The following is a 23014-nucleotide window of genomic DNA, read 5'->3' as shown; positions in this document are numbered from 1 at the left end:
TTACGATTAAAATCGTACTTCTTACTTCAAACTTCTTACTTCATAATGTCCGTCGCCCAAAACATAGCTTCCATCCACGAGCGCATTGCCCAGGCTGCCCGCCGCGCCAATCGCTCCCCTGAAGAAATAACCCTGATGGCGGTAACGAAAACGGTCGCGGCGGCGCGAATCAAAGAAGCCTACAACGCTGGAATCCGCGTCTTCGGCGAGAATCGCGTGCAGGAATTTACCGCCAAAGCGGCAGAACTGCATGATCTTCAGGAAGCACAATGGCATCTGATCGGACACTTGCAATCGAACAAAAGCAACCAGGCCGCAGAGCTCTTCACGGCCATTGATTCGCTGGATTCCATGCGCCTTGCTCAGCGATTGAACAGTGCCGCCCATGAGCGCGGCAAGAAACTGGCAACATTGCTTGAGATCAACATTGCAGGAGAAGCTTCCAAGCACGGTTTCTCTCCCCATTCCCTCGAGTTGCGGGATTTGCTCAAGCAGAGTGCTGAGCTCCCGCATCTCAAAATTGGCGGCTTGATGGCGGTCCCTCCCTTTACAGAAGATGCAGAAAGCGTGCGGCCTCACTTCCGCCAATTGCGGCAATTGCGTGATGAGCTAGCGAAAATTTCAGGCATGAACCCGGGCGCGCTTTCCATGGGTATGTCGCACGATTTTGAAATCGCCATCGAAGAAGGCTCAACTTGCGTGCGGGTGGGAACAGCGATTTTCGGCGAGCGGCCGGGAGCAGATCAGCATGATTGACGTAACGGCGACTACGCAAACCCGGGAACCTGAGCGGCCACGCATTCGGAATTATTTTGTGATTGCCGCAGTTGGCGCGCTCATAGTTTTAGGGACCATACTCCGTTTTTCTCATTTAGGGGCAACAAGCCTGTGGGCTGACGAGGCGGCAAGCATGGCCATCGTGACCAATCCTGATGCGGACCATCATCTCAGTTGGCCCGAATTTCTGAGGTCAACATGGTCTAGAGAATTCAATATGGTGTTTTACTACTCGCTGCTGCGCGGGTGGATTCAGTTAGGAAACAGTGAAGCATTTATTCGGAGTCTTTCCGTCATTCCTGGGATATTCAATATTTTCATCATTTATCTTCTGGGAGCGCGCTTGCTTTCCCAAAAGGTGGGCCTGGTTGCCGCCTTCCTGCTGGCGATCCATGTCTCCCACATCGCATATTCGCAAGAAGCCCGAAGCTACAGTCTGGTTACGCTGCTTTGTTCATTGTCGTTCCTCTTTCTATGGTATGGCGTGAACACAAGCCATCGCCGATACTGGGTGCTGTACACCGCTTGCACCGTGCTAGCAATCTACACGCATTTATTCGCCGTTTTCTTCCTGCCGGCGCAGTGGTTCTCGATTGTGTTCTTAAAACCCAAAGAAAACCGCTGGAAGAGTTTTCTCATCAGCGCAACAGCGGTGTTGCTCCTGGCCGCTCCGGCTCTATTTTTCATTCTCACCCACGACGGGGGACAGATCGGCTGGGTTGAAAGGACCAATCTACGAGACGTGGCCAATGTGGCAGCGTTCCTTGCCGGCGTCCGGACAAGAAATCTTTGGCCCTACATTCCGTTGCTCTTTTTGGCGGTACGCGAGTTTATTCGGATACTTCGAGAGTCTGGCCGTTCAATCGCGAGTTGGTCTCCTGCGTTATTGTTGAGCTGGCTTTGGGTTCCGTTATTTGTGGTGTTGATCATCTCCATCAGGAAACCGATCCTTTATCCCAGGTTCCTGATTTTTTGCATTCCCGCATGTGTGCTGGTTGCCGCCTGGGGATTGTGCTCGATCCTGAATCGTTCGGTTTTCTTGATTTACCTGAGTGTGCTCGTATTTTTCTCGCTGGTGTACGTCAAGAGGTATTATCAGACGCCCAAAGAAGATTGGCGCGCTGCCGCAGCTTATGTCTTCTCCCATGCAAGACCGGGTGATGTGGTGGCATTGCCTCCAACTTCTCCTCCGTGGGCCTTCCATTACTATCTGGCGAGGTGGGACCACAATCTTAAGATTCCAATTGATTCCAATCCTGACAACGCACCGGCAAGCCAGTGGATCAATACGCTCGCCCGCGGACATCAAAGAATCTGGCTGGTTCAATATAGTCAGGTGCTCACAGCGCCGGGAGCCGCTGCGATCAACGATGCATTTCATCGCGAGCTTGATCGCGAAGATGAATATCAGGTCTTTGAATTGCAGGTCGAGCTCTACCAGCGCCACGCTGCAGTGGCCCAGTCAGCACGGCTAGGGCTGTGAGCGACACCAGCGAACCTGCCAATCTATGGAGATTGGCATATACATATAAATGTTCACGATCCACGAAAACAGCGCAGGCGTCAGCTTTACAGTCAGGGTCCATCCTCGGGCGAAACACGACGTCATTGTGGGTGAAATGGGCGACGCTCTCAAACTCGCGTTGAAGGCCCCGCCCGTGGAAGGCCGGGCCAATGAGGCCTGCATTGAATTCTTCGCAAAACTTTTGAAAGTATCGCGCTCCTCCGTTACCATAGCCAGCGGCGAAAAAAATCGTCTTAAAGTTGTACGTATCAGCGGCATCAGTGCCGAGCAGCTTCGCCAGCGGCTACAAGCGACGGGAACAAGCAGTTCGAGATAGTCTAACTTGTCGACATTCTTAGTGTAGAGACGTAGCTTGCTACGTCTCCTTGATGGTTGCTGAGGATTGACGGTGGTTGAAGGAGAAAAACCTTGTCCTTTTCCGAGCGTTTGCGCGAGATACAAACCGGCTTCGAGCGGCCGTTCTGGGTCGCCAACGTCAGCGAACTCTTTGAACGGCTGTCGTATTACGCCGCCTTTGCGTCGCTGTCACGTTACCTGCACGAAGGACTAGGGTTCGCCACACAACAGGCAAGCAGCCTGGCAGGATTGTTCGGGTTCGTGTGGTTAGTGGCCCCTTTCGGTGGAGCTCTTGCCGACCGCCTGGGATTTCGCCGCGCACTTTCCCTCGCCTACTTGATCTTGACCTGCTCCTATTTCCTGCTGGGATCGCTAAAAGCTCCTTGGCTCGCGCCTGTACGTGGCGTTGTTCCATTCTCTGCGCTGGTTACCATCGTCTTGGTGCTTCCCGCTTTCGGCGTTGCTTTGGTGAAACCTTGTATTGTGGGCACCACAGCGCGCGCCTCAAAGCCAAACGTCCGCTCCATCGGCTATTCGATCTACTACACCCTGGTGAATATTGGCGGGGCGGCTGGGCCGGCGATCGGCTCATGGGTGCATGACCGCATGAGCGTGGAGAAAGTGTTTTTGGTGGCGGCGCTAAGCGTATTTCTGATGTTCTTTGCCGTACTGCTGTTCTTCAAAGAGCCGAAGCGCTCCGATGAGGCGCAAGCCGCCAGCCTGGGTGAAGTAACAAAGAATTTTTTCACGGTCGTGTTGAACTTGCGATTCATGCTGTTTCTGCTGATTTTTTCCGGGTATTGGATTGTCTTCTGGCAGGAGTTCCTCATTCTGCCGATTTATGTCCACGACTACATAGATGTGAAGGCAAAAACCGATCTGATGTTGTCAACCGGGCCGGTCATTGTGATCTTATTCACCGTGGCGATCAGTTTCCTGACCCAGAAGGTGCCTCCATTCCGCGCCATTACGCTGGGGACCCTCATCACTGCTTTGGCATGGGTCCTTTTGATCATTCATCCTTCGGTTCCTATGGTAATTCTTACGCTGGTTGTGGTGGCGTTGGGTGAGATCATACAGTCACCGCGTTACTACGAATATATTTCGCGGCTCGCACCGCCGGGGCAGCAAGGTACATACATGGGCTTTGGCTTCCTGCCCATTGGGATTGGCTCATTAGTCGGCGGCTGGCTTGGCGGAAAGCTGATCCACCATTTCGGAGAGGTTCAGCACCAGCCAGCACGTATCTGGTGGGTGGTCACCGGGATAGGAGTGGTGACTGCGTTGTTGCTATGGATTTACGACAAGACCCTCCGGCCAACTTCGCCAGATGCTGCAGGTGCGGCCGCCCAACAGGTCGCCGCCTAGAGCCGTTTCATAATTGATTGGATACGGTCATGAGAGCCATTTGGATTACCGCTGTTCTTCTGACAGGCAGCGTCTGCATCACGGCACAGCAGTCCAGCCCGCAACATCGTCTGGCAGACAGCCTGCAACGCAAGCTGGACCATATCCAGGAAAATGCAAAATCAGCGCAACCCGATCCGGCCTCAACTGTGATGACAGAAGATGAAATCAACGACTACTTTGCCGCCGGACGTGTGAATCTGCCGCAGGGGGTAAAGAAAGTTATTTTTCAGGGTCAGTCAGGAACACTCACAGCGCTGGCGACCATTGATTTTGACGAGATCCGCGCAGGCCAGCGCTCTTCCAATCCGTTGTTGTCCATCTTTAGCGGCATTCACAATGTGCGTGTTGAATCTGATGGTGCAGGTTCTGGCGGCCAGGGCAAGGTACACGTGCGCACCGTCAGTATAGATGGCACCGAGGTTCCGCGAATAGCGCTTGAGTTCTTCATTCACGAATTCCTCACACCCCAGTATCCCGGCGTGGGTATGGATTCAGAATTTTCATTGCCTGACAAAATTGATCTCGCCACCATCGGCTACCACAAGCTGAGGGTCACGCAGAAGTAAGTCCCGAAACGAGTTTACAGGTTGCGGAAAAACTCGGGTTCTTGTCATTCCGACGCGGAGCGGAGGAATCCCTATTGTGCCGAAATTCTCTGCTTCCGCGTTTGTCAGGGGCATGGGATTTTGTCGGTGCCATAACGATGCTTGGCGCTACCGTGGAAGAGCACCGGCTTCAGCCGTGCGTTGAGTGCCTTATGATAATTTTGGGCTTCAGCCCCTGTGCTGTTGAACTCCAAAAACAGCTATTTAGGTTATGGAAATAGATCTAACCATGAAGACCCCAGAATATTTCGTCCGCTACATTGTTCAAGCCTTGCATCGTGGTGGCAATCGCGATCACGCCGAATCTCAGCAACGCTTCTTCAAAGAACCAGTCAAGCGCTACGGATGGCGCACCGCCGACCTGCGGCGCTATGCCGCTGAGATGGGCCGCGAAATCGAAGCCGCCGGTGGCGAGAAACTCCTCTTCGAAGTCGCCGACAAGCTTTTCCACGCAAAAACGACCGGGGAAGAAGCCCACGCCGCCATTATGCTGCTCGATCCGCAGGGCCGAAGGTTGCTGCGTGGCAAAGCTTCCTTCCTGGGCGCCGCCGAGTTCCGCCGCTTCGAGCGCTGGATCCCTCTCATCGCCAGTTGGGATGAATGTGACGACCTGTGCCATAGCCTTATTGCTCCCATGATCCTGTCATATCCTGGCTATCTCAGACGGGTATTCGTCTGGTCGCGCTCGTCGAACCGCTGGTCGCGGCGCGCAGCTTGCGTCGTCCTGGTGCATTCGGTCCGCCGCAAACTCTATAGTAACGAGGTATTTCGTCTCTCCCGAATGCTGCTGGCAGATGAAGACGACATGGTCCGCAAGGGCCTGGGATGGCTGCTGCGCGAGATGGGCAAGGCCAATCCCGCCGCGCAAGTACCCTTTCTGATGAAGATCAAGAACAAGGCCCCGCGCCTGGTGTTGCGCATCGCCTGCGAGAAGCTCCCGGCGCGAACGCGGGCGCAAGTCCTGAAGTGACGTAGACTGAAAAACTTAAATTCATACACGTTGTCATTCTGAGCGCAGCGAAGAATCTGGCGGTAATGCCTCAATAGTAGGCGCAGGTGGCTCTAGGATCGGAACCAAATCCGTATGGTATCATCCTGGTATCAAAATCTTGCTTCCTTGGAAACCGCAGGCCATAATTGTGCCAGACGTGTGTTTACGTCACGCATTCAAGAATGCAGGGCTTTTTGTAGTCCTTTTAGGTCTTTGAAAACTTTTCTTGCGCGGTTACGGACGCGGTTTGGGCACTTCAATGACCTGCTAGCAAGTGCGGGGGCACAATCCACTCTAAAAATCAGCGTTGATCTGCGTTCATCTGCGGCGAAAGGTTTTGCGGTTGTTTTCGAAACTCGAAACTTGAAACCTGAAACTGCTTTTACCAGCAAGTCCCCCACCCCGAATCGATCTTCGCCAGTAATGACGCGGTTACGGACGCGGTTTGGGCACTTCAATGACCTGCTAGCAAGTGGTGGGGGGTACAATCCACTCTAAAATCAGCGTTGATCTGCGTTCATCTGCGGCGAAAGGGTTTTGCGGTTGTTTTTTGAAACTCGAAACCTGAAACTGCTTTACTAGCAAGTCCCCCGCCCCGAATCGATTTTCGCCAGTAATGACGGGGGTTCAGCGATGATTTTTGGCACTTTACCCACTAGCAGCAAGTGGGGGTGGGGGAGTGGCAAAAACGGGGTACAGACCGGGGACATGACTGACAGATTAGACCGGGGAGATTCCAATCCAGATTCGCGATTCTGAGGACTAAGGACTGCGGACTGGGTTAGAGCAGCTAGTGTCCCGCCCAGGGTCGATTTTCGCCAGTAATGACGCGGGTTTAACGATGATTTTTGGCACTTTACCCACTAGCAGCAAGTAGGGTGGGGGAGTGGCAAAAACGGGTACAGACCAGGGACATGGCTGACAGATTAACCGGGGCAGATTCCAACCAGATTCGCCATTCTGAGGACTGAGGACTACGGACTGCGGACTGACTTGTTCCGGTCATGGCGCGCTGCACGCTTTCCATTTAGAATCAAGGTTTGACCTATGGACCTGAAGGGCATCCAGTCAGCCCTGCGCGAGCGCGATTTCGACGCATGGCTTTTTTACGACCATCATCACCGCGATCCCATCGCCTACCGCGTGCTGGGATTGCGCGAAGATGTGATGGTCACCCGCCGCTGGTTTTATGTGATTCCTGATGAGGGCGAGCCGCGCAAACTGGTGCACCGCATTGAAGCCGGACATCTGGATTCCTTGCCTGGCGAAAAGCAAATGTACTCCGCCTGGCCGGAGCTGTGGGAGAAGCTGAAATCCACGCTGGCCCCGTACGAGCTCATCGCCATGCAGTATTCTCCTAATAACCTGGTTCCTTACATCGGTCTGGTAGACGCCGGCACCGTGGAGCTGATACGCAGCTTTGGCAAAGATATTGTCAGCTCGGGCGACCTGGTGGCGCGCTTTGAAGCGGCATGGAGCGAGGAGCAGATTCAAACTCACTTCGCCGCCCGCGATGCGGTGGACCAAGTGACCGCGGCTGCCTTTCAGGAAATCGGCCGGCGCGTCTGCAACGGCGGCACGCACGAATACGAGATGCAGCAGTGGATCATGGAAGCTTTTCGCCGCGAAAATCTGGTGACCGAAGACCCGCCCATTGTGGCGGTGAACGAACATAGTGGTAACCCGCACTTTGAGCCACGCGCCGACCACAGCGCCAGGATCAAAGAAGGCGATTTCGTTCTGCTGGATATCTGGGGAAAAAAGAACATCCCTAACGCGGTCTATTACGACATTACCTGGACCGGCTTTGTTGGCGCCGCCGTTCCCGAGCGCTACAAGAAGATTTTTGAGATTGTGCGCAACGGACGCGACACCGGCATCCAGGCGGTGCAATCGGCCATGGCTGCAAAACGCAGGCTTGAGGGTTGGGAGGTGGACAAAGCCACGCGCGACTCCATCACTCAGGCAGGTTACGGAGAATATTTCGTGCATCGCACCGGCCATTCCATCGGCACCAGCGTCCATGCCAATGGCGCCAATATGGATAACCTCGAAACCAAGGACGAGCGCGAGATCATTCCCAATACGTGTTTTTCCATTGAACCAGGAATTTATTTGCCGGAGTTCGGCGTGCGCAGCGAGGTGAACATGCTGGTGCGCGCGGGCTCAGCCGAAGTGACCGGGAAAATCCAGAAGGAGATCGTTCTTATCTAATCCTTAAAACCATGGCCATTGCATCAGAAAAAATCAATACACGCGAAAAAGCGAATGCAAAGGAATATCCTTTAAACGCGATGGGCATATGGGCCCCGCTGGTGGGGTGGTTGGTCCCCGGCGCCGGGCACCTGATCCAGAAAAAATGGGTCCGCGGACTGCTGCTCATGATCTCTGTCTTCTCCATGTTCTTTTTTGGGCTGATGATGCAGGGCAAGGTCTACACGCCCAACACCGGAGACGTGCTCGAAATGCTCGGCTTCGTCGGCGACATTGGCTCGGGCGGCCTCTATATGCTCAGTCGCACCATGGACTGGGGGCAAGGCGCAATCAATATTGCCGCAGCTGACTACGGCACAAAATTCATTATCGTGGCCGGGCTGCTGAACATTATCGCCGCCGTGGATGCACACCAAATCGCCATCGGGAAAAAATCGTGAACATACATCTGCAACTTTCTCACTTCACTGCCGCACTGCTATTTGCATTCTTTGCTTCCATTGTCTTTGGCATCACCCAGAAAGAAGGCGTGCGCGAGCAATTCCGCTACGGCGTCAAATGCTTCGTCTGGTTTGTGGCCGGCGTCATCGCCGGAGGCTGGTTCCTCTGGATATTGAAACATTGAAGGGAAGTACGAAATGCGAAGTTTGAAGTGAGAAGTTTCAACTTCAAACTTCTTACTTCCTGTTTCTTACTTTCCTCATCCTTCCCACACAAACGCATCAAAGATCCGGTGAATAGCGAAGCCCATGTGCTTATAAAGGTTCACGGCTGGAGCATTAGCTTCGGTCACGGTCAGAGAGAGCGCGCGGCAGCCACGCTTTTGCAGTTCGCTGCAGGCCATACACATAAGTGCTTTTCCCAGGCCGCGTCCGCGATACTCGGGGGCAACGCACACCTGGGTGACGTGTCCTACATCGCTGCGCACCCGCGAACACAGGATCACGCCCAAAGGCGCACGCGTTGACCGGCTGCGCGCCATGATAGAAGCCTCAGGGTCGAAGAGCCCGCAGCCAGGAAAGCGGATGATGTTGTTGAGAAAGCGCAGCGAGCCCGCTGAAGTGCGGTACTGATCGTTGATTTCCGAATCAATGTGGTCGCGGTAGGCAGTGGTGATGACCGAAGCCGCACCCTGAAAGTCTTCGTCGGACCATTTGCGGAACTCTACGTCAGCGAGGTGCTGGTTTGAGTGGTTCCCGTTTCCAGAACCGGGATTCAGCGGCAGCACCATGAAAAGCCGGGGATGCCGCCGGAAACCTTCTTCTATAAACGGCCTCTCCATACTGGCCGTCTCATGCAGCAACAACTGGGCTTCAATACGGTTGATGCCAGGCGATTGTTGCAGGGTCTCAATCACGTGCCCTAACAGGCGCTCTTCGATGGAATACTGCCCCTGGCCGGAGTGGGTGGGATGCACAAACAAATCGCCAATCACACCCTTGCTGCCCTCGTAGACGAAGAACGAATATCCCTGTACCAGGTTGTTTTCCACCCAGGCGTAGCCAGGCAGGATGCGGGCATCCATATAGCGCAAGATCATCTCCGCCGAGCCGCTGTAGTCCCAGGAGAGCAGACGCGACCACGCACGCGACTCTTCTTCCAGAAGAGAGCGCAGGTCGGAAGAGCGAAAATGACGCAGATCGAGAATTTCCACGGCGCTTTGGTCAGATGAGATGCGGGCTGCGAGCGGGGGACCAGAAAGCCCACTACAAATAGTCTAGTGCCGGAACGCGCTTTGGGGAAAGCCCCTCTGCCCCCGGCGGAACCACGGGCGGCGCGAACCCAGGTAGTAATTGACGTTTGCTTAAGGGCTGCGTAAGACCTCACCTCTAAGCGTGACTGATTGAGGACGAAACACCAGCAAGTGGCTCATCAGGAAGTTGGCCAGGGAACACGTGATAATGCTGATGATATTTGCGGCCAGCAAAGGGAAATGCAGCGCTCCCGCCAGCAATCGCATGAGCAGCACATTGCCGGTGAGTGAGAGCAATCCGTTGGTCAAATGAAATCGCAGCAGGCGTTGCAACATGCCGGCACTCTTTTCAGCATGTGTGCGATCGCGCCAGGTGTAGTGCTCGTGCCATAGAAAATTGTGCAGAACCGCTGCCTCTACTGCCAGTCCGGTGGAGATCAGGTAATAAACCCCGGCCTTGGCGAGCAAGGTCAGCATAAGCAGTTGCACCCCGACTCCGATTGCGCCCACGGCGTTGAATTTGATCCAGCGGATGAAAAGGCCAGACCATCGGCCCTTGTTTTGAGACGTGCCCGGCGTCATCCTTGCATCCTTTCCGGCATGGGCTCTTCGCGATAAAGCTGCTTGCCGTTGCGCACTGCGGTGAAAATCGTGATGCCCACCATCCCCAGCGCTCCCACCACTCCGCCGATGTCGAAGAGCCTGAAGGCGTGCTTGAAAAGGTGGGCCATGGGGTGGAACAAGAGAAATAAATTACCGATCGCGAGAACGACCCGCAGTTCAGTTGGGCCAAACTTGAAAAAGGAAAGCTGAAAACGCCCGATGGTGTAGGTGGTCAGGAAGACCTCAATGGAAAGCATGTAGTAGCTGATGAGCAGACCGGCCGCGACCAGCGGATTCATGTATCCGGAAGCACCCATGCCTCCCAGCAGAAAGAGCGCGGCAAAGACGTCGCAGATGTGGTCCACATAAAAACCATAGCGCGGGCGCTGGCATTGCCGCACGCGGGCCAGGGTGCCATCGAGGCTGTCTCCCAGCCAGTTGAGGGCGAGGCAGGCGATCACGCCAAGCAGCGTCCATTTGTTCCAGCGCGCGGCCCAATAGCCCAGTCCAGCGCCCGCCATCGAAACCAGCCCCAGAATCGTCAGGTGGTCGGAGTTGAGCCAGTCGGGCATGTGATTGGCAAGCCAGACAAGTGCCTTGCGCTCGACATCGACCAAGAAACTGGTGTGGACCCGGCGGGCGTCGTTGAAGTTCTTGGAAGCGAGCTCGGTGACCGAGCCCACGAATGAATGTTGCGGAAATGAGTGTTGCGAAATTGTGCTTTGCATTGTAGTCCTCCCTGCGGCGTGGTGTAACTTTGCCGCGTGCGCGGGGAAGCGACAATGCATAGCTGCTCAACCGGAGGACAAAAGAAGGTCAGTGGGTAAGTGATTGAAAAAAGAGCAATGTAGCGCCATTCTCAAGAGGATTAAGCCCAGCAAAAATGGGGTGGTACGATGAGGCAAAGGAGCTCATGCGATATTAGCCCAGCACGCGTAGTGTAGCAATGGTTGTGATCACAAGCAGGAACCCTAACCCCATGCCGACGAACATGATGGTTTTGTTTCGTTTGCCATGCTTGATCTGCCAGGCACCGGCGGCAAGGCTCAAGAGCCCGAAGGCTATGATAACGGCGAACAGGAGATACATGAACATCGCTTGTATTGCGGTGCCGGTAAAATGTGAAGAGTTAGCAGCCACTAAAGCGGTGATGGCGCCCATCATGACAACCAGAAAACCGCCGAGGACGACAAGCAGCCAGCCCAGCATCCTGACCCTGCCCGAGCTAAGCATGCGCCGCCCGCATTTCGGGCAGTGAGCGAAAGGTTCGGTGGTTTCAAAATTGCATTTCGTGCAAGCGCTGAATTCAGCCATTTTTAGTTCCTCAAACGACGGTTTCTTGCTGCCATCACTTTCGCCTGGCGAGCAGGGAGCAAGTCTACGTTCCCTGCGTTAGGCAATTGTGAATATCTACTGCGTGCCCCCGATCTGCGTTCCAATTACCTCGCCGGAGACGATGATCTCAACGCGCCGATTTTTTTGCCTGCCGGCGGCGGTAGTGTTGTCTGCGATAGGGTCGGTTTTGCCCAGGCCTGTGGCCGAGATTGAATCTGCGGTCAAGCCTTGTACCACCAGGTAGTCGCGGACTGAGCTGGCGCGTTTTTCTGAAAGCGTCTGATTGAACTCATCGCTGCCGGTGTTGTCGGTGTGTCCTTCGACCGTCAATTTCAACTGTGGATAATTCAGGACGATCCCCGAAAGCTTCGCCAGCGCCTCGCGCGCAGCGGGACGAAGATTGGCTTTCCCAATATCGAACAACACATCACCCAGGTTGACCACCAACCCGCGCTGCGAATCACGTGTGGGCAGCACACGATTGAATTGTTCGAGCAGCTTGGCGCGTAGCTCCTGCTTCTCGCGTTCGGCCTGGGCAGCGGCCTGTTGTGCCTGTTGTTCGCGGGCCTGGGCCGCTTTTTGCTCTTGCTCAGCTTGGGCGCGAGCTTGAGCATCTTTAGCGGCGGCCGCTTCGGCCTCGGCACGGGCTTGCGCATCTCTTGCTGCAGCAGCTTCAGCCAGCGCGCGCGCCTGCGCATCCTTGGCGGCGGCCGCTTCGGCCTGGGTCCGCCTCAGGGCTTCAGCTTCCTGAGCGGCTTTCGCGGCGGCTTCACGCTGCTGCGCATCGCGCTGTTCGTTGGCAATGCGTTCGTCTTCCTGGCGTTTGACGGAAATGGCACGCGCATCTTCAGCCATCTGGACGGCCTCGCGCGCGGTGGTTGCCACCGCCTGCTTTTGTTTTCTCTTCTGGTAATCTTCAGCTCGGTTCAGCGCATCTTGCGCTTTGCCGAACGATTCTGCGGCATACTGATCTGCCTTCTGCCATTTTGCGATGCGCAGGGCATTGCGAGCTTCGTATAAATCGAGCGGAACCTTAGGATCAAACGGGAAAGCTTCAAGGTGAGCATCAGAGTAGCGCCCGCGCTGCAATAATTCAAACTTGGCATTTACCGAATCCACTGCGCCCTTGGTGTCAGAGCGCGCGGAGTTTTCCATGACAACTTCATCGCTGGGAAAGGTAACGGCGAAATAGGGCTCGGCGGTGACGATCATCCCGAAGGTTTGCAGCTTGGTGCTGGCCTTCACATTGCTTTTACCATCGCGGACCTGGACCTCGCCCAAATTGTTCGCCAGACCCTCCGGCGTAATCGCCCAGAGCACGTAGGTGAGATATTCAGGACCGAAGGTCGCAACCGGGGCGAGTCCGTTAAACTCGGCCTCGATGGCCAGCGCGCCCCCCGTGCTTTGGACCGTGGCCCGGCCTTCGGCGCGCGGCAGCAGCGCAGTGCCAATGAAATTCACTTTGGTTGATCCACGCGCCCAGTAATTTACCGTTTGAATGTTGCGCGAAACGTTGATCTGGATCACGGGCGCCGATTTTTCTGCCTGAAAATATTCCGGGCGATAGGCCTGCCGTCGCGCAGGATTATTCCCGAGCCCCGGGTTCGGTACTTGTGGCAGTTGCTGCGCCATCGCCGACAGCGAAGCAAGGACAGTCAAACTCAAAAACAAACTCAATGTGAATTGCTTCATATGGTTTTCTCCCTGGTGTTTACTTCGAGAGGTATTCATTCGACGTGTGGCGCTGTGCCCATGAGTGTATATAAGCTTGCGGCCCGGAGCAATGCAGTTTTGATTGTTACTGCTTACCTCGGATTTCACCGATTGCGCGGATATAAAGCAAAATATATGGATATGAGCTTGAGCTCGAAAACAACCTGGACCATCGGTGTCATCTCTGACACGCACGGGCTGCTGCGTCCCGAGGCAATCGCCGCGCTCGAAGGTGCAGACCACATTATTCATGCCGGCGATATAGGCGATCCAGCGATTCTGGCCCGACTGGCTGCGGTTGCGCCGCTGACGGCGGTACGCGGAAATGTAGATCGTGAAGCTTGGGCAAAAAGGATTCCCGCCAGCAATGTTCTCGAAGTGGGAAGAGTCAGTGTCTATGTGCTGCACAACCTGAATGAGCTTGACTTGAACCCGAAAGCAGCGGCATTTGCTGCCGTAATTTCAGGCCATACCCACCAGCCGAAACAGGACTTGAGGGATGGAGTTTTGTATTTCAATCCAGGCAGCGCGGGTCCCAGAAGGTTTAATCTGCCCATTACCGTGGGGCGTCTCTTGATTAAGGGAGGGAAGATCAAAAGCGAAGTGATTGAGCTTTTGAACCCAGTCGTCAGTCCTTAGTCCTCAGTCTTCAGAAAAAGCAACAGCAAAGACTTTCGCCACGGATTAACACGGATCAACACGGATTTCCGGAAGATTGGCGGACCCACCCCCACTTGCTGGCAGGTGTTTTTGGGTCCCAAAACCGCGTCTGACCCGCGTCATTACTGGCGAAAATCGATTCGGGGTGGGGGACTTGCTGGTAAAAGCAGTTTCAGGTTTCAAGTTTCGAGTTTCAAAAACAACCGCAAACCCTTCGCCGCAGATGAGCGCAGATCAATGCTGATTTTTAGAGTGGATTGCGCCCCCACTTGCTAGCAGGTCATTCGAGTGCCCAAACCGCGTCCGTACCCGCGTCATTACTGGCGAAAATCGATCTGGGGTGTGGGACTAGCTGCTCTAGCCCCCAGTCATCAGTCCTCAGAATTGCAAATCTGGATTGGATCTCCCCGGTCGGACACTCTGACCGCGCCTAGGGGTCGAATTTTCAAAGACCTGAAGGACTACAAGAAGTCCCGCATTCTTGAATGCGTAACGTAAACACACGTCTGGCACAATTATGGCGGGCAGTTTCTAAGGACGCAAGGTTTTGATATCAGAATGATATCAATCAGCAAACACACTGTCGCGTTACAAAAAAGGGTGTCGCCCCTGTCCGGGGCTCGGATCGATTTTCTAGCTTACCCAGGGCTTCCGCCCTGGGCTACTTAATGCCGCCCTGCCGGGCTGGTATGTCGTTTTCCTCGTCACTATTGTGCACTTCATTGACTGCCAGCTTGCCTGGTTGGTTTTGCTCCGCTGTTTGTTCGATCTCGGCTACTCGCTGCAGCAGGCGCTGAGTGAGCTGGCGTTGCGCTGCCACTTCCGCCGTGAGCGCGGCAATTTGTTCGGACGAAGCCGCCGCCAGTGCCTTGATCTGCTCTTGTTGTGCTGTGATCTGCGCGTCTTTCTGCCGGACTTCATCTTCCAGTTTCTGATTGAGCCCCTGAATCGCGGCCAGGGCCACGCCGCCCTCGTCAATTTCGGTGATGTGGCGTTCATCCTCGCCAACCTTGAAGGCTGCGAAGAAGTCCTGCGCCATCGGCCCGATGTGGCGAATATCTGTGGCTTGCGATTTGTAGTTCCATGTAGTGATAGGAAGAGCCAGTACGCGCACAAGCAGTTGTGAGCCATCCACGGGAGCAAAATGATCTTTGACGTTACGGTCACTGACCGAAGACCAGGTCCCGCTGCCTGCGGCCAACTGGGCGCTGGTGCTCAAGTCGGAGCTAGTATAGAAGATAACGCCGCCGGCAGCGCGGGCCACGAACTGATGACTTGCCGTCGCCGTGACATCGGCGGTGCTGGAACTGTCTCCCCAGACAAATGTGCCCTGGAAGCCGCCAGTATTAGCATGAGACCCGGCGGCCAAACTGAAGAGGCCGCTGGCGGTGTTGTGAGCGCCTCCGGCGACGATGGAATCCTGACCACTGGCGGTGTTGCTGGTGCCTCCGGCCACGGTGGAACTATCGCCGCCGGCGTTGTTGTTGGCGCCTCCGGTCACAGTGGAATACTGGCCGCTGGCGTTATTGTTAACGCCTCCCGCCACAGTGGAAGCGGGTGCGCTGGCCGTGTTGAGCCGCCCTCCGCCCACGGTGGCGTAGGGCGAATCGGTGGTACCGTTCGCATTGTTGCCTGCCTGGTTACCGGAGCCGCCGCCAACGGTTCCAAAGTCATCGGTGACAGAATTGAGAGCATTACTGTCGCCACCCCCGGCGATGGTCGCTCCACCTGCAAGCGCGGTGACATTGTTGCTGCTGAACCCTCCAATAACGTTGGGTGCAAAACTATTGAACGTAGAGTCTGTCGCTGGTTCGATGCGGTAGGCGCGCTGTCCATTCACCTGTACTTCCAGGCTGCTGTTGTCGGTGCTGCCCAAGAAATTAGCGCACGGAGAAGTGGTGCAATCCGTGCCGCTGTTGCCGCCTTGCTTCCAATACGTGGCATCATGGTTGTGGTCACTGTGAGCTGCGGTCAGAGCGGAACCCGTGCCAGCGTAATTCACCTGCAGTTGTGAGCTGCCACCATTGCCGCTCAAGGAAGCATCGCGTACCAGATTGGCGGCCAGGGTTACATTGCCGCTGGTTCCTGCGCCCGTCAGCCCCGCTCCTCCTGTCACGCCGGTGATGGTGCCGGTTCCGGGAAAAGTTTGGCCCGCGACAAAAGTAATAATCCCGCTATTGGGTGCAATACTAACGGTCTTGGCAGGATCGGGATTGCCAAAGCCAACAATTCCGGTAATAAAGTTGAATCCGCCGACTGCGCGCGCTGTAAATTGATTGTCCGCAGTGGCCAAAAGGTTTATGACGCCGACCGAGTCATCTCCCCACACAAAGGCGCCGACGTGATTGTTGGTATTGGCGTTTCGACCTGCGGCGAAGCTGAAAGCGCCGCTGGCCGTGTTGCGATCTCCCCCGGGTATGGTCGACCAGTCTCCGCTGGCGAGGTTGAGTTGGCCTCCGCATACGGTGGATAACTCTCCGCTGGCGGTGTTTTCATTGCCCCCGGCCACGGTAGAACCAAAAAATCCACTGGAGGTGTTGCGCTGCCCTCCGCCTACGACCGCATCCTGGCCATTGGCGGTGTTACTGAAGCCTCCGGCTACCGTGCTGGCAAAGGTGCCGCTGGCGGTGTTGTTGTAACCCCCGCCTACGGCGCCAAAATGCGCGCTCACAGTATTGACCAAGCCGCTGGCGCCTCCGCCTGCAATCGTCGCCCCCCCTACTCCAGCACCCGTCACATAGTTCCCGCTAAAGCCCCCTATCACGTTAGGGCTAAAACCATAAAAGCGATCTGTCGCCGGTTCAATGCGTAATGCACGATTGTTATTGACCCTGAATTCCAGGCTGGTGTTGTCGGTCGTGCCCAAAAAATCTACGCAAGGCGAACTGGTACACCCTGTGCCACTGTTGCCGCCCAGCAGCCATACTGCCTGCGTAGCAGGAAGTGTAACTGGCGCCCACTGTGCGCCATTGAACTGCAATATTTGCCCATTTGCGGGGGCCGCGCCGGAGACGCCTCGTCCTTGCAGACCTACGACGGTAAGGCTTGGATACGTGCCGCCTATATCTCCGTTGCCCGCTGGCAGAGCAAACATCTGACCGTTGGCGAAACTGAGGATTCCCGTGCTGCCATTGATCGTCAGTCCGCCGATGATGAGATTGCCGCTGTTATCCGTAATGAGGCCCGAATCCACCAGCGCGTAGGTAGGGCCAATCTTGGGAATCGAACCGATATGCGCGCTGGAGCGGAATATGATCTGGTAGAGTACCGGGCCATCAGGCTTTTCGGCGCTCGGTGAAACACGATGCCAGAGAAGTTGGCTATTCGGCCGCAGGCTGGCCATCTGAAGCGGCTGTTGGGCATGGATCACAGCAAGGTTCATGAACAGAAACAACAACAGAATGGTGTGAAACCTTCTCATAGTGCCTCCAAAAGAATGATGGTAGATACGACGTTTTTCTCGCCGCCGCGGAAGATTAAATACGGTGATTCATGGCCGCCACGCGGGCGTAATAGCCTGGCGGACATTGTTGTTAACGTCTCGGCTTTGTCGGACCCTGGCAGTCTACAATGTTCCCTGTCCACGACAGCAACATGCGGATAGTCCAGTTTGATTCTAGCCAATGGCGTTTGCAGGACAGGCGTAATCGTTTGCCGTCAGCCATGCTCCACAAGTTTTGCTCTTACCTTGGTCCCGCACCGCATTGCCAGATTTCCCAGGGCCAGACAGCCAAGGGCACACCAGGCACCACCGGCAAAGAGACAGACCAGCGTTGCGAGCAAACCAGCGAAATTTTCCCAACTTCCGTGGAACAAAAGACTCAGCAGTACACACAGAATTCCAGACCGCGTAATAAAAAGGACCAGCCACTTCCAAACTGGATCCCTTCCTTTTCGTTCGCGCAAAACATCGAGCAGCTTTCCCATCAGCCACCATTGCAACGTCACCGTGGCGACGAACAGAAGATCCAGCACGATGATGCGCATTCCCCAATGCATGGCATCAGCAGCCAATCCCAGAACCGGCCAGAGTAGCGAATAGAACGACAGCGACATTGGGAATCCGTACCAGCCAACCAGAACAGACGCGGGAAGGTTGATGAAGTACATCACTCGGGCGGCATAGGGAGCCCGGTATTCATTGAGCATCGAATTCCAATACGCGTCTTCACTTGTGCCATACGAACCCGGTCCTTCGGCGAAATGCCGATGTTGCTGGGCACGCTCCTGCTGGCGGCGCACTCGATTGGCCTCATCGTGTTGTTCGTAGTTGCTCTGGGCACGAATGCCGCGCCATTCAAAGATCTGCTCCGGCACCATGATGCTCGCCGCGATAACAACATGCACCGCCGGCAGCAAAATGCTCCAACGCCACTTCTTCATGCAGGATTAGACACCGGTGAAGCCTCAAACAGATGGCATTTTTGACCAAGCAGGGGAGCTGTAGAAACAAGGCTTCTTATACCGGTGGCACGGCATTGTGTCAGGGCACGACTTTAGAGGTTGCGGAAAGAGTCTCTTTTACGCTTGCCCCGTATCAGGGCACGGCTTCCAGAGCCTGCGGAAAAACAAGCTTCTTGTCATTTTGACGAGACGGACGTCGTTTTCCAGCAAAACTTTGAAGCTATCCCCACACGCGCTTGGCGCGCGAATGGGCACTCCGGCCTCCGTGGCCTCAAATCTTTAACCACAAAGGGCACCAAGGAATGAAACACAAAGGACGCAAAGGAATACACACCTTCCCGTCTTCTATTTTGAATTCAAATAGCTCGATTTCAAAAGTTGCTGTGAGAAAGAAGAGTAGATCTGGCGGCCTATCTCTTCCTGGTAGGCCTGGAACTCAGGCAGCTCAAACAGCTTCATGCTCAGCTCAGCGGTGGACGATTTGGCCTTGTTATTGGGAACGTGCAGAAGAACCGCCTGCCGCAGCCGGTTTACCGTGGTCTCGTCGAAGCTTTGAGCGATGATCACGAGGTTCTTCGGCCAAATCTCGAGATAGATCGGCCCGTCATCGGTGATTACGCGCACAGACCAGAGCGGGCCGCAGCTAGATGAGTCATTCGAACAGTTAGGGGGCTCTGCGGTCTTGGTGTCGAGCACGGTAACCCGTTTTGGCAGCGAGCTCTGATAGAGTTGCAGGAACCGCTGCGCGGCATCCAGCGTCTTCCATCGGGAAACGTACAGCAAGGCCAAATCATGAGTGGAAATTGGAATCGGCTTGTCTGCTGCCGATGGAGCCGGCTTACCGCCGGCTGCTGCGGGCTTATCTGCCGAGACCGGGATGGTTTTATCACTAGTCGCTACGAGCTTGTCAGCCGAGAGCGGAATGGGCTTATCGCTTGCTGCCTGAACAGACTTATTAACCACGATCGAAGTTGGCTGATCGGTTGCAGCAGCGGGCGCAGGTTTATCGGCGTTGGCAAGCTGGAGCGTCTTGCCGGCAGTTGCAGTGATACGTTTCACAGCAACGTAGGCGCCGCCATCCCAATTTGGAGCCAGAGTAAGGCCATCGTCTTCGCGGCCAAATTGCTTGGCCATGGTCCGCACTTCGAGTTCACCCACGACTCCTGAATCATAAGCTTCATACTTATCGGACAATAAGGCGGTGAGATCGGGCATCAGGCTGGCAGGACTTTTCCGATTAGAAATGTAAGCCTCCGGTTCGAGAACGTCATGGGTATCGCGCGGGGGACGAGCAAAAGCGCCGGCAAATGCCATTGGTTTTCCGCCGGTCCTCAGCAGCTCCAATTCGAAGCTCAGACCTTCGCGATACGGAAACAATCCAGACTCTTTCAGCAGCAGGGGTTCATTGTGAACCACCACGATATCATCGTAGGTCCGATTCACCGCAGCCTGCAGAATGTCCAGGAATTCGGGAGTATCCAGCAGGCTTTTGTCGTAAGGCTTAAGCAGGTAATCGTAATAAACAATCTGGGCCTGGCCCTCGACCACGGCAGTGCGAGCGGAGCTTTCTTCTTCATCGTCGCTATCCACGCGCATTTTAGCCGGCGGGAGAGGCTGATCCGGGTTATATCCCCGCCAGCGCAACAGATCATAGTTTTGGTCCTGCAAGGCGTGGGTCAACTCATGGGACAAGATGGGAAGCTGCTCGGAAATCTCAATCCAGTTCAGCAGATTCACCATCTTGGTCCTGGGATCGTAGTAGGCCCCTAACCCTCTGGGGGAGGCGGACATCAGAAATGTTTTCAGGTCAAAGTTGGGTGGCAGAAAGCCAAATTTCTTCAACACCAATTCCGAACGGGAAAGCCGCTGTGTCTCCTGGCTGTTCGAGAGGTTTTGCGTCATCTGACGTTTCACCTCAGCTTCGCCGATAAGCTGATGCTTCACCGCGTTGTGCTTGGCAAAGCCGCTTTCTTTACTGGCGAAATCCAACGTCTCGTTAATGGAGGCGAACAGTTTTTGCGAGTCCTGCAGGCTGGTCCTGACCTCCTGGAGACTCTTTTCCTGTTGCTCGCGAGCCACATCTGCCAGGCTCTTTTGTCCTTGTGATCCGGTATTGGAGTCATTCCCTGCGGTCCTGGCCTGCTGCTCTTTCAGCTCACGCTGTTTCCGCGCGATATCGCCCAGGCTTTGCGTGTTTTGGTTTCCATTTTGCTGGGCGGCCGGCTGCTGCGGCAATGCAGCGGGAGCGCTTGCCAGGAGTGCAAATAGAATGGCGGCGCGGATAAGTTGGCGCATAAGTCGTAACTCCATAACAATCTCGTTGGGGGACTCCAAAATGATACAACGATAGCCCCACTGGATTTGAACATTGTGCGAGGGCGCGTACCTATGGTAACAAAGCGGGCAAATCAGCCGAAGCAAAAAAGCACGACCAACAGCTTCCTGGCATAGCCGGCTGTTTGACCAGTTTTGTGGTTGCTGTAAACTCCTTTACGCCCTGAGGTGCGCTGATGCGCACACCGTTTCTGCTCCTTCTTTTCCCCTTATTCATCAGTAGTTTTGGCCAATCACAGGCGCGCGCTGGAAGAAGACGCGCGCATTCTGGAAAACACCCGGAAGCTCATGACAGTAGAAAGTAATTGAACGTATTATTTAGGTTGAGAAGAGGCACTCATGCTTACGCGGATTCTCAAGAGTTCAGCAACGGGAGTGGCGGGAAGTTTACTTGCAATTATTATCCTGCAGCTTTTGTATTTAGGTTGGCGCTTGATAGAGATTCAGTCCGGTAAGGCAACAGGCCTGGCAATCGCTACTAGTGGGTTCAGGTGGCACGAGATTTTGCCTCCTGCGGTGGTGGGATTCGTTATTGCGTTTCTTTGGATGTGGCAAAGACGCTGATCTGCGCCTTGTGCGTACGCGAGAGCTCAATACCCCAGACCGTCCCTGGTGAAAAGCGGCCCGGGCTTCTTGCCCTCGGCGGCTGCTTTAATACGAAACATCAGCTCTCCCCAGGTCGTGTTGCAGGAGACGAAATAATCGGTCTCCGCCTGCCAATCCGCGTGCGTTAAACGAAGCAGGGAACCGTTTTTATTTTGCGTCAACTCAAACAATATTTTTGTTCCTTGCCATTCTTTGCCCGTCTCGCACAGCCACTCGGCTTTCTTTGGGGCCACGATTCCAGCCGGCTGCAAACGGTAAATTGTGGCGCGGTTGAAGAATCCTAATTCCACAATTCCGGTTGAGTTATCTTCAGTGACATCTGCTGCCCACCATTGGGAAAAACCCCGCCCTGATGCGATCAGTGGATGAACATCGTTGGGCGCAACGTCAATGAAGATTGAGTGTTTTATGTCGGGCATTTTCCTGCTGGCTCCCGTCTTTACTTTTATATAGATCTCAGAGCTGCTAGGGAGACCTTTTGATGGTCTGGGTGAATTCAAAAAGCTTTCTGCGAAAATCTTCCGGGTCACCGAACTGGAGCAGCTTCGGCGAGAGCGGCTTGAGCATATTTTTCAGGTTGTCGGCGCCATGAAAGCCGTCACTCTTTTGCAGGTAAATGATCTTGCAGTTACACCCCGACTCGATCTTCGGCTGGTTGCTTCCAGAAGGAAAACTTACTCCACGCGAGAGAATTGCAATCATGTGCAAAGGCTCTGCAGAATCCAGTTTGCAGGGTGGCTGGGTCATTCGCTTCTCAACTTCTTCTTGAAAGAACTTGCCCGCCCGCTGCCTGCCCTTCAGGTCGGCAACGCTGATCATGGCTTTATCCGGGGCCATGATTTCATCCCTGATCTTGTCCCAGTCCACGTTACTTGCGGATGTGGGCGGCAGGATGGTGCGGCGGCGAAGAACGTCGAGCGCCGTGACCTGGATGCATCCCTGCTTCAAATCAATCGCGCTCAGCACGCTGGCTGTTTCGAGCACCAGGCTCTGGGCAACCGTTTGCTGAGAGGCGGTTTCTGAAGCTGGCAGCATGGGTGCAAGAGGTGGCCACATGCCGCCTCGGGCAGTAATCGGCATCCGTGCCGTGTCCGCAGCTTCCATATCGCGGTCCTCTTCCTCATATGTGCTGAGATCAACAATCAAGTCAAGCTGCACGGGGCGCACAGTCGTGACCGGCAGGGAAACATGTCCTGGTCCTAAAGGCGCGGCGTTGTCCGGAGGAGGCAGAAACTGAATTTTGGGCAGCCCGTTGAGAAGCTCTGGGAGCGGATCTGGATCAGGGGCGCTGATTTGAATTCGATTGAAGGAGAGATTTCTTTTTCCCGAAATGGCATCGTAGGCGATGGTCGCAATGGTGTATGTGCCCGACTGGAGATATAACTCGGCCAACATCTGAATATCGGTACGGGTGTCGAGCTTCTTCTCCGTTTGGAAGTGGGTGTAGCTTTCCCCCTCCTTCCATGGGCCGCCGTCGGGCGACACTTTAACCATGAAGTGAAGGTCGTGCTTGATGCTTTCCTTTTGTAGAAGGTCTGCCTGAAGGTCCGCCGTCACTCTGACCAGATTTCTCAACTGAAAGGTAAGCACAGGCTTGCTGAGAGAGACCTTCCAGGGAATCTCAGTTCGTTCTCCCTGCGAGAGCCACGCTTCTATCGGCAGATTGATCTTTCTGATTGTTTCCGGCCCTTGCTGAGGTGCTGAGACAATTTGTGCAAAGACCGGGCAGCAGGTAGCTGCCAGAAACACGCTAAAGGCGAAAACCCAATACACGTTACGCCGAAACAGCATTCTCAGATTATAGATTC

The 23014-nt window shown here is 54.9% G+C and carries 20 protein-coding genes; 10 read left to right on the top strand and 10 right to left on the bottom strand.

Translation table 11 applies throughout. The features are described from left to right. The first annotated feature begins 45 nt into the window (after positions 1-45). The 9 genes from VK738_08385 to VK738_08345 all read left to right on the top strand — a co-directional run bounded on the left by VK738_08385 (position 46) and on the right by VK738_08345 (position 8483). Complete coding sequence (locus VK738_08385; protein HTD22656.1) at positions 46-756, top strand: YggS family pyridoxal phosphate-dependent enzyme; 711 nt, start codon at positions 46-48, stop codon at positions 754-756. Continuing rightward, a complete protein-coding gene (locus tag VK738_08380) occupies positions 749-2260 on the top strand; it encodes a glycosyltransferase family 39 protein (GenBank protein ID HTD22655.1) in 1512 nt (503 codons plus the stop codon). Before VK738_08385 ends, VK738_08380 begins: the two co-directional genes overlap by 8 nt. A gap of 49 nt (positions 2261-2309) precedes the next feature. Then, a complete protein-coding gene (locus tag VK738_08375) occupies positions 2310-2618 on the top strand; it encodes a DUF167 domain-containing protein (protein ID HTD22654.1) in 309 nt (102 codons plus the stop codon). Between the two features lie 92 nt (positions 2619-2710). Beyond that, on the top strand, positions 2711-4006 hold the full coding sequence (locus VK738_08370; protein ID HTD22653.1) for an MFS transporter: 1296 nt from the start codon (positions 2711-2713) through the stop codon (positions 4004-4006). Between the two features lie 29 nt (positions 4007-4035). After that, complete coding sequence (locus tag VK738_08365; protein HTD22652.1) at positions 4036-4614, top strand: hypothetical protein; 579 nt, start codon at positions 4036-4038, stop codon at positions 4612-4614. Between the two features lie 268 nt (positions 4615-4882). Beyond that, positions 4883-5623, top strand: coding sequence for a DNA alkylation repair protein (locus VK738_08360; GenBank protein ID HTD22651.1), 741 nt, complete (start codon positions 4883-4885; stop codon positions 5621-5623). A 1068-nt stretch (positions 5624-6691) separates the two neighbouring features. After that, complete coding sequence (locus tag VK738_08355; GenBank protein ID HTD22650.1) at positions 6692-7858, top strand: M24 family metallopeptidase; 1167 nt, start codon at positions 6692-6694, stop codon at positions 7856-7858. Positions 7859-7869: 11 nt separating this feature from the next. Further along, the gene (locus VK738_08350) at positions 7870-8298 is read left to right on the top strand and encodes a DUF6677 family protein (protein HTD22649.1); all 429 of its coding nucleotides are present in this window, start codon (positions 7870-7872) and stop codon (positions 8296-8298) included. Then, entirely contained in the window at positions 8295-8483 is a 189-nt protein-coding gene (locus VK738_08345) for a hypothetical protein (GenBank protein HTD22648.1), read from the top strand. The genes VK738_08350 and VK738_08345 overlap by 4 nt, the downstream gene beginning before the upstream one ends. 75 nt (positions 8484-8558) lie before the next feature. Here VK738_08345 and VK738_08340 read toward each other — a convergent pair whose 3' ends face one another. From VK738_08340 to VK738_08320, 5 genes are all read right to left on the bottom strand, one after another. Further along, entirely contained in the window at positions 8559-9512 is a 954-nt protein-coding gene (locus VK738_08340) for a GNAT family N-acetyltransferase (protein HTD22647.1), read from the bottom strand. A 150-nt stretch (positions 9513-9662) separates the two neighbouring features. Continuing rightward, entirely contained in the window at positions 9663-10133 is a 471-nt protein-coding gene (locus tag VK738_08335) for a GtrA family protein (GenBank protein HTD22646.1), read from the bottom strand. After that, positions 10130-10882 (bottom strand): hypothetical protein, encoded by a 753-nt coding sequence (locus VK738_08330; protein HTD22645.1) that lies wholly within the window; start codon positions 10880-10882, stop codon positions 10130-10132. The genes VK738_08335 and VK738_08330 overlap by 4 nt, the downstream gene beginning before the upstream one ends. A 193-nt stretch (positions 10883-11075) precedes the next feature. Next, positions 11076-11468 carry a hypothetical protein gene (locus VK738_08325; protein HTD22644.1) on the bottom strand — a complete coding sequence of 131 codons (393 nt, stop codon included), beginning with the start codon at positions 11466-11468 and terminating at the stop codon, positions 11076-11078. A 96-nt stretch (positions 11469-11564) separates the two neighbouring features. Beyond that, entirely contained in the window at positions 11565-13181 is a 1617-nt protein-coding gene (locus tag VK738_08320) for an OmpA family protein (GenBank protein ID HTD22643.1), read from the bottom strand. Between the two features lie 168 nt (positions 13182-13349). Between VK738_08320 and VK738_08315 the strand changes: the two genes are divergently transcribed. Continuing rightward, a complete protein-coding gene (locus tag VK738_08315; protein HTD22642.1) occupies positions 13350-13841 on the top strand; it encodes a metallophosphoesterase family protein in 492 nt (163 codons plus the stop codon). 682 nt (positions 13842-14523) lie between these two features. Here the strand turns inward: VK738_08315 and VK738_08310 are convergent. From VK738_08310 to VK738_08290, 5 genes are all read right to left on the bottom strand, one after another. Next, the gene (locus VK738_08310; protein HTD22641.1) at positions 14524-17283 is read right to left on the bottom strand and encodes a tail fiber domain-containing protein; all 2760 of its coding nucleotides are present in this window, start codon (positions 17281-17283) and stop codon (positions 14524-14526) included. 236 nt (positions 17284-17519) lie between these two features. Next, positions 17520-18245 carry a hypothetical protein gene (locus VK738_08305; protein ID HTD22640.1) on the bottom strand — a complete coding sequence of 242 codons (726 nt, stop codon included), beginning with the start codon at positions 18243-18245 and terminating at the stop codon, positions 17520-17522. A gap of 366 nt (positions 18246-18611) precedes the next feature. Next, positions 18612-20561: a hypothetical protein gene (locus tag VK738_08300; protein ID HTD22639.1), complete on the bottom strand. Its 1950-nt coding sequence runs from the start codon at positions 20559-20561 to the stop codon at positions 18612-18614. Between the two features lie 629 nt (positions 20562-21190). After that, positions 21191-21625: a hypothetical protein gene (locus tag VK738_08295; GenBank protein HTD22638.1), complete on the bottom strand. Its 435-nt coding sequence runs from the start codon at positions 21623-21625 to the stop codon at positions 21191-21193. Between the two features lie 46 nt (positions 21626-21671). Beyond that, on the bottom strand, positions 21672-22997 hold the full coding sequence (locus VK738_08290; protein ID HTD22637.1) for a hypothetical protein: 1326 nt from the start codon (positions 22995-22997) through the stop codon (positions 21672-21674). Positions 22998-23014 lie beyond the last annotated feature (17 nt).

It is taken from the genome of Terriglobales bacterium (assembly GCA_035487355.1).
GTDB lineage: Bacteria > Acidobacteriota > Terriglobia > Terriglobales > Acidobacteriaceae > QIAW01.
This window is presented reverse-complemented; position numbering and strand designations above follow the sequence as displayed.

Coding starts and splice junctions, on each gene's coding strand:
- VK738_08295 (HTD22638.1), bottom strand. CDS start 21,625: ATGCCCGACATAAAACACTCAATCTTCATTGACGTTGCGCCCAACGAT.
- VK738_08320 (HTD22643.1), bottom strand. CDS start 13,181: ATGAAGCAATTCACATTGAGTTTGTTTTTGAGTTTGACTGTCCTTGCT.
- VK738_08290 (HTD22637.1), bottom strand. CDS start 22,997: ATGCTGTTTCGGCGTAACGTGTATTGGGTTTTCGCCTTTAGCGTGTTT.
- VK738_08325 (HTD22644.1), bottom strand. CDS start 11,468: ATGGCTGAATTCAGCGCTTGCACGAAATGCAATTTTGAAACCACCGAA.
- VK738_08300 (HTD22639.1), bottom strand. CDS start 20,561: ATGCGCCAACTTATCCGCGCCGCCATTCTATTTGCACTCCTGGCAAGC.
- VK738_08350 (HTD22649.1), top strand. CDS start 7,870: ATGGCCATTGCATCAGAAAAAATCAATACACGCGAAAAAGCGAATGCA.
- VK738_08365 (HTD22652.1), top strand. CDS start 4,036: ATGAGAGCCATTTGGATTACCGCTGTTCTTCTGACAGGCAGCGTCTGC.
- VK738_08310 (HTD22641.1), bottom strand. CDS start 17,283: ATGAGAAGGTTTCACACCATTCTGTTGTTGTTTCTGTTCATGAACCTT.
- VK738_08360 (HTD22651.1), top strand. CDS start 4,883: ATGAAGACCCCAGAATATTTCGTCCGCTACATTGTTCAAGCCTTGCAT.
- VK738_08330 (HTD22645.1), bottom strand. CDS start 10,882: ATGCAAAGCACAATTTCGCAACACTCATTTCCGCAACATTCATTCGTG.
- VK738_08305 (HTD22640.1), bottom strand. CDS start 18,245: ATGAAGAAGTGGCGTTGGAGCATTTTGCTGCCGGCGGTGCATGTTGTT.
- VK738_08375 (HTD22654.1), top strand. CDS start 2,310: ATGTTCACGATCCACGAAAACAGCGCAGGCGTCAGCTTTACAGTCAGG.
- VK738_08385 (HTD22656.1), top strand. CDS start 46: ATGTCCGTCGCCCAAAACATAGCTTCCATCCACGAGCGCATTGCCCAG.
- VK738_08355 (HTD22650.1), top strand. CDS start 6,692: ATGGACCTGAAGGGCATCCAGTCAGCCCTGCGCGAGCGCGATTTCGAC.
- VK738_08335 (HTD22646.1), bottom strand. CDS start 10,133: ATGACGCCGGGCACGTCTCAAAACAAGGGCCGATGGTCTGGCCTTTTC.
- VK738_08380 (HTD22655.1), top strand. CDS start 749: ATGATTGACGTAACGGCGACTACGCAAACCCGGGAACCTGAGCGGCCA.